At 52.4% G+C, this 12,870-nt stretch carries 11 protein-coding genes; 8 read left to right on the top strand and 3 right to left on the bottom strand.

Annotated features, from left to right (window positions below):
- Positions 1-4: 4 nt before the first annotated feature.
- The 5 genes from MCJ35_RS29140 (at position 5) to MCJ35_RS29160 (ending at position 5,528) form a co-directional block, all read left to right on the top strand.
- On the top strand, positions 5-487 hold the full coding sequence (locus MCJ35_RS29140) for an Lrp/AsnC family transcriptional regulator (protein WP_008726188.1): 483 nt from the start codon (positions 5-7) through the stop codon (positions 485-487).
- Positions 484-1,656 (top strand): aminotransferase class I/II-fold pyridoxal phosphate-dependent enzyme, encoded by a 1,173-nt coding sequence (locus tag MCJ35_RS29145; RefSeq protein WP_008726189.1) that lies wholly within the window; start codon positions 484-486, stop codon positions 1,654-1,656. The genes MCJ35_RS29140 and MCJ35_RS29145 overlap by 4 nt, the downstream gene beginning before the upstream one ends.
- 7 nt (positions 1,657-1,663) lie before the next feature.
- Positions 1,664-2,170, top strand: coding sequence for a tRNA (cytidine(34)-2'-O)-methyltransferase (locus tag MCJ35_RS29150; RefSeq protein WP_025483977.1), 507 nt, complete (start codon positions 1,664-1,666; stop codon positions 2,168-2,170).
- A 173-nt stretch (positions 2,171-2,343) separates the two neighbouring features.
- Positions 2,344-3,435 (top strand): spore coat protein CotS, encoded by a 1,092-nt coding sequence (locus tag MCJ35_RS29155; protein WP_025483976.1) that lies wholly within the window; start codon positions 2,344-2,346, stop codon positions 3,433-3,435.
- Between the two features lie 356 nt (positions 3,436-3,791).
- Positions 3,792-5,528, top strand: coding sequence for a phospho-sugar mutase (locus MCJ35_RS29160; protein WP_025483975.1), 1,737 nt, complete (start codon positions 3,792-3,794; stop codon positions 5,526-5,528).
- A gap of 144 nt (positions 5,529-5,672) precedes the next feature.
- Here the strand turns inward: MCJ35_RS29160 and MCJ35_RS29165 are convergent, their stop codons facing one another.
- From MCJ35_RS29165 to MCJ35_RS29175, 3 genes are all read right to left on the bottom strand, one after another.
- The gene (locus MCJ35_RS29165) at positions 5,673-6,878 is read right to left on the bottom strand and encodes a putative ABC transporter permease (protein ID WP_025483974.1); all 1,206 of its coding nucleotides are present in this window, start codon (positions 6,876-6,878) and stop codon (positions 5,673-5,675) included.
- Positions 6,879-6,942: 64 nt separating this feature from the next.
- Entirely contained in the window at positions 6,943-7,863 is a 921-nt protein-coding gene (locus MCJ35_RS29170; protein WP_025483973.1) for a tyrosine-type recombinase/integrase, read from the bottom strand.
- Between the two features lie 45 nt (positions 7,864-7,908).
- Positions 7,909-8,745 (bottom strand): tyrosine-type recombinase/integrase, encoded by an 837-nt coding sequence (locus MCJ35_RS29175; RefSeq protein ID WP_008726205.1) that lies wholly within the window; start codon positions 8,743-8,745, stop codon positions 7,909-7,911.
- Positions 8,746-8,833: 88 nt separating this feature from the next.
- Between MCJ35_RS29175 and MCJ35_RS29180 the strand changes: the two genes are divergently transcribed.
- From MCJ35_RS29180 to recD2, 3 genes are all read left to right on the top strand, one after another.
- Positions 8,834-9,073 carry a hypothetical protein gene (locus MCJ35_RS29180; RefSeq protein ID WP_150825023.1) on the top strand — a complete coding sequence of 80 codons (240 nt, stop codon included), beginning with the start codon at positions 8,834-8,836 and terminating at the stop codon, positions 9,071-9,073.
- 279 nt (positions 9,074-9,352) lie between these two features.
- Entirely contained in the window at positions 9,353-10,393 is a 1,041-nt protein-coding gene (gene mreB / locus MCJ35_RS29185) for a rod shape-determining protein (protein ID WP_008726208.1), read from the top strand.
- Positions 10,394-10,443: 50 nt separating this feature from the next.
- A complete protein-coding gene (gene recD2 / locus MCJ35_RS29190) occupies positions 10,444-12,786 on the top strand; it encodes an SF1B family DNA helicase RecD2 (protein WP_025483972.1) in 2,343 nt (780 codons plus the stop codon).
- Positions 12,787-12,870 lie beyond the last annotated feature (84 nt).

The raw sequence follows: 12,870 nt of genomic DNA on the forward strand, positions 1-12,870 counted from the left end.
GAACATGAGAGAGAAGATTCTTGCAGTCATTGAGAAGAACAGCAGGATTGATATTAAAGACCTGGCGGTCCTGCTGGGGGAAAGTGAAGTAGCGGTTGCCAATGAGATAGCGCAGATGGAGAAGGAACACATCATCTGCGGATACCATACCCTGATTAACTGGGACAATACCAGCGATGAGAAGGTGGTTGCCCTCATCGAGGTAAAGGTGACCCCTCAGAGAGGCATGGGATTTGACAAGATTGCAGAGCGCATATACCAGTACAGCGAGGTGGAGGCGGTTTACCTCATGAGCGGCGCCTATGATTTCACTGTATTCATTGAAGGAAAGACCATGCGCCAGGTGGCACAGTTCGTATCTGACAGACTGGCGCCGATGGAGTCTGTCCTCAGCACTGCAACCCATTTCGTACTGAAAAAGTACAAAGACCACGGCACCATCATAAGTGAGCCGGTACAGGATGAAAGGATGTTGATTACCCCATGAGAAACCCCTTATCAGAAAAAATTGTAAACATACCGCCCTCAGGCATCCGCAAATTTTTTGATATTGTAAGCGAGATGAAGGATGCAATCTCCCTTGGCGTGGGCGAGCCGGATTTTGAAACCCCCTGGCATATCCGGGAGGAAGGCATTTATTCCCTGGAAAAAGGGCGGACCTTCTATACCTCCAATGCAGGCTTGAAGCCACTGAAGGTGGAAATCTGCGAATACTTAAAGCGCAGATGTGGCGTGACCTATGACCCGGACCGGGAAGTCCTGGTGTCGGTGGGTGGCAGCGAGGCCATTGACCTTGCCATGCGGGCCATGCTCAATGACGGGGATGAGGTCCTGGTTCCCCAGCCCAGCTACGTGTCCTACATGCCCTGTGTCACCCTGGCGGACGGCGTACCCGTGGCAATCCAGCTGGAAGAAAAAGACCAGTTCAGGCTGACCCCGGAGAAGCTGCTGGAGAAGATAACGGACAAGACCAAGATCCTTGTGCTTCCCTTTCCCAACAACCCCACAGGCGCAATCATGGAACGGGAAGACCTGGAGAAGATTGTTGAAATCGTGCTGGAAAAGGATTTGTTTGTTGTATCCGATGAGATATACTCCGAGCTTACATATGGGGATGAGCCGCATGTGACCATTGCGTCATTCCCGGGCATGAAGGAGCGGACCGTCCTGATTAACGGATTTTCCAAGGCATACGCCATGACTGGCTGGCGTCTGGGCTATGCAGCTGCCCCGGCGGCCATACTGGAGCAGATGCTCAAGATTCACCAGTACGCCATCATGTGCGCCCCCACCACCAGTCAGTACGCAGCCATCTCTGCCCTTAAGAATGGGGACCCAGATGTGGCCATGATGCGCGAATCCTATAACCAGCGCCGCCGTTTCCTTCTTCATGCATTTGCTGAGATGGGAATCGAGTGCTTTGAGCCAAAGGGCGCATTCTATACCTTTCCCAACATCAAACGGTTTGGCATGACTTCAGAGGAGTTTGCAACCAGGCTGCTGCAGGAGGAAAAGGTGGCAGTTGTGCCGGGAACCGCGTTCGGGGACTGCGGTGAGGGATTTGTAAGGATTTCCTATGCTTACTCATTAAAGAACCTGAAGGAAGCCTTAAGCCGGATTGAGCGCTTTATTAACAGGCTGGACGGAAAGGCGTGACTGTATTATGATGAACGTAGTATTACTGGAGCCGGAAATGCCGTCCAACACAGGCAACATCGGCCGCACCTGCGTGGCTACCCAGACCAGGCTCCATCTGATTGAGCCTCTGGGTTTCAAGCTGAATGAGAAGGCGCTTAAGCGGGCTGGCCTGGATTACTGGGACAAGCTGGACGTGACCGTGTACAGTGATTACCAGGATTTCCTGGAGCGCACCCCGGATGCCCTGGGGCGCATGTACTTTGCTACCACCAAGGCCCACAAGGTTTACTCCGATATGAAATACGAAACAGACTGCTACCTGATGTTTGGTAAGGAAAGCGCTGGGATTCCCGAGGAAATCCTGGTAGAGAACGAGGACCACTGCGTCCGTATCCCCATGTGGGGCGATATCCGTTCCCTGAACCTGTCCAATTCTGTTTCTATTGTGCTGTATGAGGCGCTTAGGCAGCATGGGTTTGAGGAGATGGAGCTTATGGGGCAGCTGCATCAGCTGCATTGGAAGAATAAGTAGTTTCTATAATATTATGAATGGCTGCCGGCATGGGTGATGAACATGCCGGCAGCCGTTTTCTTTCCGTCCACCTGTCATAATCCCCCCATTTTACACATACCCTAGAAGTAGCTGAAACGGCAGCTTCCCGTTTCGACTAAATGTGATGGGATCAGAGTGTGGAGGGGTTGTAGATGAACGAGAAGTACGTGGAAGCCTTAGAGCAATATGATATGGATATTTTATCAGTCAGGAAGGGCCGTGGTTCATGGATCTGTGAGACCAGGAACGGATGCAGGCTTTTAAAGGAATACCGTGGAACGGTCAAGCGTCTGGAATTCGAGGACGAGGTCTTAAGGATACTGGATACGAGAGGAAGCCTGCGGGCGGACCAGTACATCAGGAACCGGGAAGGCAGTCTTCTGACCGTGACCGGGGATGGGACCCGCTACATATTTAAGGACTGGTTCATGGACCGGGAATGCAATATCAAGGACGGCTTTGAAATCCGCCAGGCATTGTCCCGTCTGGCCATGCTTCACAGTCAGTTAAGGGCAGTTGAGTTTAAAGAGGAATGGAGCATGGGCTCCAATCTTTGTGCGCCATTGGAAGAAGAATTAGAGCGCCATAACAAGGAAATGCAGCGTACCCGCAACTATATCCGGGGAAAGCGCAAAAAGTCCGATTTTGAGCTGTGTGTCATTGGAAACTACAATATGTTTTACGAGCAGGCCCAGGAAGCCGTGCAGGGAATCAAAGGGCTGTGGTCGGAGGAAGATGATCCAGCCTTTGAATATGATGCCCTGGAAGCAGCGGAAATACGGGAAATCGCCGCCAAAAGACAGCAGCGCGGTCCCGGCGGCGATGATGACCGCGCCGGAAAGCCCGTCTACCTGTGCCACGGCGACCTGGATCAGCACCATGTGCTGATGGGCAATGGCTATACCGCCATTATTGAATATAACCGGATGCATCTTGGCATCCAGGTTTCGGACCTTTACCGTTTCATGCGTAAGGTCATGGAAAAGCATGGTTGGAATATGGACCTGGGGCTGTCCATGCTGGACTCCTATGAGCGGGTCCTTCCCATGGACCGCCGGGAGCGGACCTGCCTGTACTACCTGTTCCTTTATCCTGAAAAATACTGGAAACAGCTGAACTTTTATTTTAATGCCAACAAGGCCTGGATACCGGAGCGCAATATCGACAAGCTTCGCGGCCTGGAGGAACAACAGCAGTTGCGGAATAGCTTCCTGAGGCGGCTGAGGGCGGACTGTGGCGTTTAAGAGCGGATTGCTGCTTAGGAGCGGGCTGCTGCGTTTAGAAACAGGCTGCTGCGCTTAGGAGCGGGCTGCTGTGCTTAGGAGCGGGCTGCCGCGTTTTGAAGCGGGCTGCCGCGTTTTGAAGCGGGCTGCCGCGTTTAAAAGTGGGCTGCTGCGTTTAAGAGCGGGCTGCTGCGTTTAAGCGCAGGCTGCTACGTTTAAGAGCGGACTGCTGTGTCCGGACAGACGCCTGTGGCTCGCTGTGTGGCGAAAAATAATGATGGCTTGTACTTCCTTTTTCTGGTTGGGTATAGTATAATCTTAATCAGAATATGCAGGCAGATTATGCATAGAATATCACATTCAGGAGGGAGTACAGAATGAAAGATTACATGAAGATATACCAGGAATGGTTATCGAACCCTTATTTTGACGAGGCCACAAAAGCTGAGCTTCGCGCCATAGAAGGCGATGAGAATGAGATTAAAGAGCGTTTCTATATGGACCTGGAGTTCGGCACGGCCGGACTGCGCGGTGTAATCGGTGCCGGCATTAACCGCATGAATATTTATGTAGTAAGACGCGCCACACAGGGCCTTGCCAATTACATCATCAAACAGGGCGGGGCAGATAAGGGCGTTGCGATTGCGTATGACTCCCGCCATATGTCACCTGAATTTGCCATGGAAGCAGCCATGACCCTGGCAGCCAACGGAATCAAGGCATACAAGTTTGAGTCCCTGCGTCCCACCCCGGAGCTTTCCTTTGCAGTTCGTGAGCTGGGATGCATCGCAGGAATCAATATCACGGCAAGCCATAACCCTCCGGAATACAACGGCTACAAGGTATACTGGGAGGACGGCGCCCAGTTCACCCCGCCCCATGATAAGGGCGTTACCGATGAAGTACTTGCAATCGAGGATCTGTCCACGGTTAAGACCACGGATGAGGCATCTGCACTGGCAGCAGGCAAGTATGAAGTGATTGGAAGGGAAATTGATGACAGGTACATTGCCCAGGTCAAGGCCCAGGTTGTGAACCAGAAGGCCATTGACGAGATGCAGGACCAGATTACAATCGTTTACACGCCGCTTCACGGAACCGGCAACATCCCGGCCAGAAGGGTGATGGAAGAGATTGGCTTTACCCACGTATATGTGGTTCCGGAGCAGGAACTGCCGGACGGCGATTTCCCAACCGTAAGCTATCCCAACCCCGAGGCTGCAGAAGCATTTGAGCTTGGCCTCAAGCTGGCAAAGGAAAAGGATGCGGACCTGGTACTGGCAACCGACCCGGATGCAGACCGTCTGGGCGTATATGTAAAGGACAGCGCTTCAGGGGATTACATCCCGCTGACAGGCAACATGTCCGGTTCCCTCCTGTGCGAGTACGTGCTCAGCCAGAAGCAGGCAGCTGGCAGGATTCCTGCCGATGGACAGGTCATTAAGTCCATTGTATCCACCAACCTGATTGACGCGGTTGCAAAGGAATACGGCTGTGAGCTGATTGAAGTACTCACCGGTTTTAAGTGGATTGGACAGCAGGTGCTTAAGAATGAGAAGACCGGACACGGAACCTATCTCTTTGGAATGGAAGAGAGCTATGGCTGTCTGATTGGCACCTATGCCCGCGATAAGGATGCGATTTCCGCAACAGCAGCCCTCTGTGAGGCAGCAGCATACTATAAGCAGAAAGGCATGACGCTGTGGGATGCCATGGTTGCCATGTATGACAAATACGGCTACTATAAGGATGCGGTCAAGTCCATCGGCTTATCCGGAATCGAAGGACTGGCCAAGATCCAGTCCATCATGGAGACCCTGCGCAACAACACCCCGGCCCAGGTGGGCAGCTACAATGTGGTTTCCGCAAGGGACTACAAGCTGGATACCATCAAGGACATGGCTACCGGGGAGGTGAAGCCTACCGGACTTCCGTCCTCCAACGTGCTCTACTATGACCTTAACGACGGCGCATGGATCTGCGTAAGGCCGTCCGGCACGGAGCCTAAGATTAAGTTCTATTATGGAATCAAGGGAAGTTCCATGGAAGACGCGGACGCCAAGGCGGAAAGCCTGGGAGCAGCCGTGATGGCCATGGTGGATAAGATGATGTAAGATAATATCATAATGGATATAAGGAGGGATGCCCGGCGGCGATGGCTGCAGGGCATTCCTTTTTTAAACTGAAACAGAACCGCACCATTTTACCGATGCAGTTCCATCCTGTTTAAAATATATCTGTCCTATCCGGACACCCGTCTACTTTTTCCTGTCAGCAATCTCCCTCAGTTCCTTCAGGGCCTCTGCAAACCTGGAAGAAGATGCGGTGGGGTTGCCCTTCAGCATGCTGCGCCTGTAATATCCCATGCGGCTGGACAGGCTGCGCCGTTTTTCCGTAATGGCAGTAAGCCGCCCGGATAGAGCCGCCATCCGTTCGTGGCGTGCCACGGCAGTGGCGCGTCTGTGCATATCTGTATCCTGCCCATCCGTATCCTTAAGTCCATCCACATCCTTAAGTCCATCTGTATCCTTAAGTCCATCCATATCCTTCAGTCCATCCGCATCCTTCAGTCCATCCATCCCCCTCTGTCCAAGGGAGGCGCTGACACGTGCGGCCGCATCCTCAGTCAGTTCAGCCAGCCGTTCCGCTGTCCGGGCCACCTTATCAGCGGTTCCCTCCACCAGCACGCCCACGCGCTCAGCAGTATCCTCCATCAAATCTCCCATGCGTTCCATGGTATTCTCCACAATCACATTCAGGCGTTCCGCCGCATCCTCTTTCAACGCGGATGTGCGGGAAGCTGCTTCTGACCTGACCTGCCCAAGCTTCTGTGACGCTTCTTCCCTGGCCTCCTCCATCCTCTGTGCTGTCTCAGCCTTTAAAAGCGCCATCTGCACCTGTATGTCGTCCAGCTCCGCACGCATGTTGGTCATGGCGTCCAGAACCTTGGCCAGGTCCAGGGCGGCCTTGACGGATTCAGCGGTATCGGCTGCAAACAGCAGTGACACCACAATCACGCATACCAGATTCACCATCAGCGGAAGTCCCAGGACATAACGTTCAATGGGCCGGTGGATTACCTCCGTAAGAAAGATGGTAAGGAATCCCCAGGCAATGGAAGAACTGAGGCAGATATAGCCTTTTACATTAAAACGCTGGTTACTGTAATCCCAGTATTTCATCTTAAACAGCTTCTCCATACCCCATCCCGTCACGTACTCCAGGATGGTGGCGGCAATCACGCCGGAAACATATACAAGGAACAGGTTATCCTTGACCGGCAGCGATACCCACAGCATCATCACCGCCCCTGTGCCGTAGAGCGGAAGCAGGGGCAGTCGGAGGAATCCCCTGTTTACAAACTGTCTTTTTTTAAGGGACACATAAGTAGACTCAAAAATCCACCCGAAGAAACAATATATAAAGAAGAAAGTAAGCCACTGGTACCATGAATATTCATACATATAAATTCATCCTCTGCTCTGTTTTATGACTCTAATCATACTGGGTTTTACCGGAAAATGCAATCTACCAGGTGACAATTTTATCAATCAGCACCCTTTGCTCGTCCGAAGAGCGTGTCAGGTAGATGCGGGTGGTTTCAATGCTTTCATGCCCCATAAGGTCGGCCAGAAGTGAGATATCATTGAATTTGGACAGGAAGTTCTTGGCAAAACGGTGCCGGAAGCTGTGGGGATAAACCGTATCAGGACTGATGCGGTAATGCCTGGCAAGGACCTTAAGCTGGCTGCTGATACCCCGCGGCGTAATCTGGTTCCCCTGCCGGTTGGTGAACACAAACCCGGACCGGATGCCGCGCAGGGCCAGCCAGGACAGCATTTCCCCGCAGAGCTTTTCCGGGAAATAAATGCGCCGCACCTTGCCTCCCTTGGAATACAGGTCCATGCAGCCAATCTGTATGTGCTCCGCCTTAATCTGCACCAGCTCGCTGACCCGGGCGCCCGTGGCCCCCAAAAACCGCACCACGAAATACCAGAACATGTTGCCATCCCGTTTCAGGCAGCGTTTCAGGCGCTCATAATCACGCTTGGAGATGATATTGTTGAGGAACGGCTTTTGCTGATGCTTTACCGAGGGCAGTTTATACGGGGAAAGCAGGGAAATGCTGCAGGGCGGTATGTCACACCCACACTCGCCGCCGTCCATCCCATCCCCGCCGTTTTCCCGTCCTTTTCCCGCTGCTTCCTGAAGCGCAATCACATACTGGTTAATGCCGTAAATCCGGGTATTGACCGTATTCGGCTTATAATGCTCCATGAGCCACACCTTATAAGCCTGCAGATACTCCACCGTCACATCCTGGTACAGCGAGTGGTAATGGCGCACCGATGTCAGATAGGAATCAATGGTATTTTCAGCCGACCCGCGTTTCTGGAGGAAATCACGGAAATATTCTAAGTTTGCCTGGAAATCACAGGTATTATTCATTATTTGTCCTTCTATGGAATCCATGTCATTCACCCTCCTTTGCAATCACCAGTCAACCACCTTATTTATGATCCGGTACTGTTCGCTGCTGCTGCGCCGCAGGTATATCCTGGTGGTTTCGATGCTCTCATGCCCCAGAAGGTCGGAAAGCAGTGTGATGTCGCCGCATTTCTCAATGAAATTCTTGGCAAACCTGTGCCTGAAGCTGTGGGGATACATGACCTCCGGGTCCAGATGGTAGCGGGCCGCGAACACCTTGAACTGGGCCCTTATGCCGGATGGGGAAAGGGGTGAGCCGAACCGGTTCAGGAACAGGTGCCCGCTCCGGCGGCCGATATGCTGGAACCACTGCTTAAATTCAATGCCCAGCTGGGTAGGGACATAGATACGCCTCATCTTATTGCCCTTGGAATAAATATCCTTATGCCCCCTGTCAATGTCCTCGATTTGAAATGTAATCAGCTCGCTGACCCGCACCCCGGTCGTGGTAATCAGGCGCACGATGAAATAGTAGGTGAACTCCTCATTTTCAACCAGCTTCCGTTTCAGATATTCATAGTCGGCCTGGCTGATGATTTTGTCCAGATACGTCTTCTGCTGTATTTTAATCATGGTTATGGGCGTGATGGATGTCTGCCGGTATTCCATGAAACAATTGAGGGCCCGGATCCGAAGGTTCACGGTCTGGGGTTTATAATGTTCCAGGAGATATACCTTATAGAGCTGCAGGTTGCGTGGGGTGAGCTGTGGATAGAGATGGTAGAACTGTTCCACCGCATAGCGGTACACACAGATTGTATTCGGCGATTTGTTACGCGCGACCAGATACTTCTCAAACAGGTCCAGCGTATGGTTAGGCTGTAGTTTCGGTGTAGCTGTCATGTTGTAATCCTCCTCTTTAGTGGTTAAATTTTCCATTTTTAATACTAATTTATATCTTCGGAAAATGTAAGAGGTGGGGGGATGGGCCGTGGACAAAAAGAACGCGGATATTACCTATTTGTGGCTATCTTGTGGCTATCATGATGGGGAACAACAAAAAAGAACGCCTCCCTGTGTCTCCACAGCCAGCGTTCTTTTTTGTTTTTTCCGCATGGCCCAGGGCCTGCGTGGGAATGGTAGGTATATAAAAAAAGAAAATGTTATTAGGGGGGCCGGACGAATTTCTTCGTCCGGTATGAGTATGAAAAAGCTTTGTGATTTCAAGTAATCACTTGAAACAAAGGCCTCGTCCACCTCTCGGTGAACTTGATATTATCATAAGCAATAATTGTGACAAAAATATGTCCGCAACATAAAAAAAACCTAAAGAAAATAAAAAAGAAAAAAACCCTTTGAAAACTTTACAATATTGTATATAATAGAAGCAATGCTATAAAAGCAAAACAGAACAAGCAGCCAGACTTTAGGAATAATTGAGCAGCCGTTCCGGGAAAACAGGTTCCATAAGCCTGCGCGCCGGTATGGATAGCGAGGAGGAATTATCTATATGTTTTCGATGATGTCCAATGATATTGGAATTGATTTAGGGACAGCCAGCATCCTTGTGTATATTAAGGGCAAGGGTGTTGTATTAAAGGAACCGTCCGTAGTGGCCATTGACCGTGACACCAACAAGATCATGGCAATCGGCGAAGAAGCACGTCTTATGATTGGACGTACCCCGGGCAACATCGTTGCCGTGCGTCCTCTGCGCCAGGGCGTTATTTCCGATTATACCATTACAGAAAAAATGTTAAAATACTTCATCAGCAAGGCGGTGGGCAAGAAGACGCTGCGCAAGCCAAGAATCAGTGTCTGCATCCCCAGCGGTGCCACTGAGGTTGAGAAAAAGGCAGTGGAGGATGCAACCTACCAGGCAGGCGCCCGCGAGGTTGCCATCATTGAGGAGCCGGTAGCGGCTGCCATCGGCGCAGGGATTGACATCGGCAAGGCCTGCGGCAACATGATAGTGGATATCGGAGGCGGTACAGCCGATATCGCGGTCATTTCCCTGGGTGGCCCGGTTGTGAGCACATCCATCAAGATTGCCGGGGATGACTTTGACGAGGCCCTGGTGCGCTACATGAGGAAAAAGCACAACCTTCTCATCGGTGAGCGCACGGCTGAGGAAATCAAGATTAACATCGGTGCCGCATACCGCAGGCCCGAAGTCCTTACCATGGAGGTAAGGGGACGCAACCTGGTAACCGGCCTTCCCAAGACCATCGTGGTTACCTCGGACGAGACACTGGAAGCCCTGCGCGAGCCGGCCTTACAGATTGTAGACGCGGTGCACAACGTGCTGGAGCGCACCCCGCCTGAACTGGCAGCCGATATCTTTGACAGAGGCATTGTCATGACAGGAGGCGGTTCCCTGCTCAGCGGTCTGGATGCCCTGATTGAGGAAAAGACAGGCATCACCACCATGATTGCGGAAGACCCCCTGACGGCAGTGGCAATCGGAACAGGTAAGTTCATTGAATTTGCCCACGGAATGAATATGATGATGGAAGCATCCATGGGCGGAAGCAGCAGAGAAGACTATTAAGAATCAGAACCCGGACATGCATATCGTTCCGGGTTCTTTCGGTTAAAAATATGGCAACGATTACAGGATTCATAGAGCGGATTAAATTCCGCAACGAGGATAACGGATACACGGTCTTAAGCGTCACGGACCAGAATGACGGCGATGAAGTCATCATGGTGGGAACCCTGGCCTATGCGGCAGAAGGCGACATGATAGAAGCCAGCGGCCATATGACGGAACATCCCGTGTACGGCGAACAGCTCCAGATAGAGAGCTACGAAATGAAAACACCCCAGGACGAGCTGTCCATGGAACGGTATTTGGGCTCCGGTGCAATCAAAGGCATCGGGGCCGCTTTGGCTGCCAGGATCGTGCGCCACTTTAAGGCGGATACCTTCCGGGTGATGGAGGAAGAGCCGGAACGCTTATCAGAGGTCAAGGGCATCAGTGAAAAGATGGCCATGGCCATTGCGGAGCAGGTGGAGGACAAGAAAGACATGCGCCAGGCCATGATGTTCCTTCAGAACTATGGCATAACCATGAACCTGGCAGCCAAGATATACCAGCAGTACGGGCCGACCCTCTACGGAATCATCCGGGAAAATCCTTACCGCCTGGCCGACGATATCCCCGGCGTGGGATTCAAGATGGCTGACGAGATAGCGGAACGGGTAGGTATTTTCACGGATTCTGACTACCGCATCAAGGCCGGGATCCTGTACACCCTTCTCCAGGCCACCTCAAACGGCCACACATACCTGCCCCAGACAGAGCTGTTTGCCCAGGCATCCGAACTTCTGAAGGTGGATCCATCAGCCATGGAAAAGCACCTGATGGACATGCAGATTGACCGCAGGGTGGTCGTAAAGCAGGCAGAACAGGGCCCGGTAATCTACTCCTCCCAGTATTACTATCTGGAGCTGAACGCCGCCAGGATGCTTCACGACCTGAACATCAAAGGCGACACGCCTGAGGCGGAGATAAAAGAAAACCTCAGGAAGGTCCAGGAAATCCAGGCCCGGGAGAGCCAGGCCCGTCAGGCCCGAACCCAGGAAAACCAGACCCAGCTAACCCAGGATAAGGAGCGTCAGACCCAGGATTCCATCTGCCTGGACAGCCTCCAGGAGAAAGCTGTCTACGAAGCTGTCAACAGCGGGCTTTTAGTCATCACAGGCGGCCCCGGCACCGGAAAGACGACCACCATCAACACCATTATCCGGTATTTTGAGATGGAGGGCATGGAAATACTCCTTGCAGCGCCGACCGGACGGGCAGCCAAGCGCATGACGGAGGCCACGGGCTATGAGGCCAGGACCATCCACCGCATGCTGGAACTGGTGCCATCAGGCCCGCCGGGCGGGGACAATGATAAATCAGGAATGGGCACCTCCGGCATGCATTTTGACCGGAATGAGGAAAATCCCCTGGACGCGGACGTAATCATCATCGATGAGATGTCCATGGTGGATATAAGCCTGATGCACTCCCTGCTGCGCGCCGTCAATGTGGGCACCCGTCTGATCCTGGTAGGCGATGTGGACCAGCTTCCAAGCGTGGGTCCGGGCAATGTGCTCCGGGACATCATAGATTCCGGCTGCTTCAATGTGGTCAAACTGACCAACATCTTCCGTCAGGCAGCCCAAAGCGACATTGTGGTCAATGCCCACAAAATCAATGCAGGGGAACGGGTGGACCTGGCAAAACGCAGCAATGACTTCCTGTTCATCCGGCGGGACAATCCGGACGCTGTCATAAGCGCGGCCATCACGCTGATTCAGCAGAAGCTGCCAGGCTATGTCCATGCCCAGCCATTTGACATACAGGTCATGACCCCCATGCGCAAGGGCGCCCTTGGGGTGGAGCGGCTGAACCAGGTGCTCCAGAACTACCTGAATCCCCCGGACAAATCCAAGAAGGAGAGGGAAGCAGGCGGAATCATTTACCGTGTTGGCGACAAGGTGATGCAGATAAAGAACAACTACCAGATGGAGTGGGAGGTCTGCAACAAATACGGCATCCCCACGGACCGCGGCGCCGGGATTTTTAACGGGGACGTGGGAATCATCCGTGAGATTAACGAGTACGCGGAACTTCTCACCGTGGAGTTTGACGAGGGCAAGAAGATAGAATACAGCTTCAAGCAGCTGGAGGAGCTGGAACTGGCCTATGCCATCACCATCCACAAATCCCAGGGAAGCGAGTATCCGGCCGTCATCATACCCATGTATAACGGCCCCAGGATGCTCATGACCCGCAACCTCATATACACGGCCGTGACCCGTGCCCGTGCCTGCGTATGCCTGGTGGGCCAGCCGGACGCCTTTTACACCATGGCGGGTAACTGCGTGGAACAGAAGCGGTACTCCGGGCTGAAGGTACGGATACGGGAGATTTATGAGATGGAAGGCTAGGATGAATGGCAAGATAAAGATTAACATAGTGAGATTATCTATTTATGGTAGAAATTGCTGCCTGCATCCAGTAAAAAACATCCC

It is taken from the genome of Enterocloster sp. OA13, assembly GCF_022440595.1.
Taxonomy (GTDB): domain Bacteria; phylum Bacillota; class Clostridia; order Lachnospirales; family Lachnospiraceae; genus Enterocloster; species Enterocloster hominis.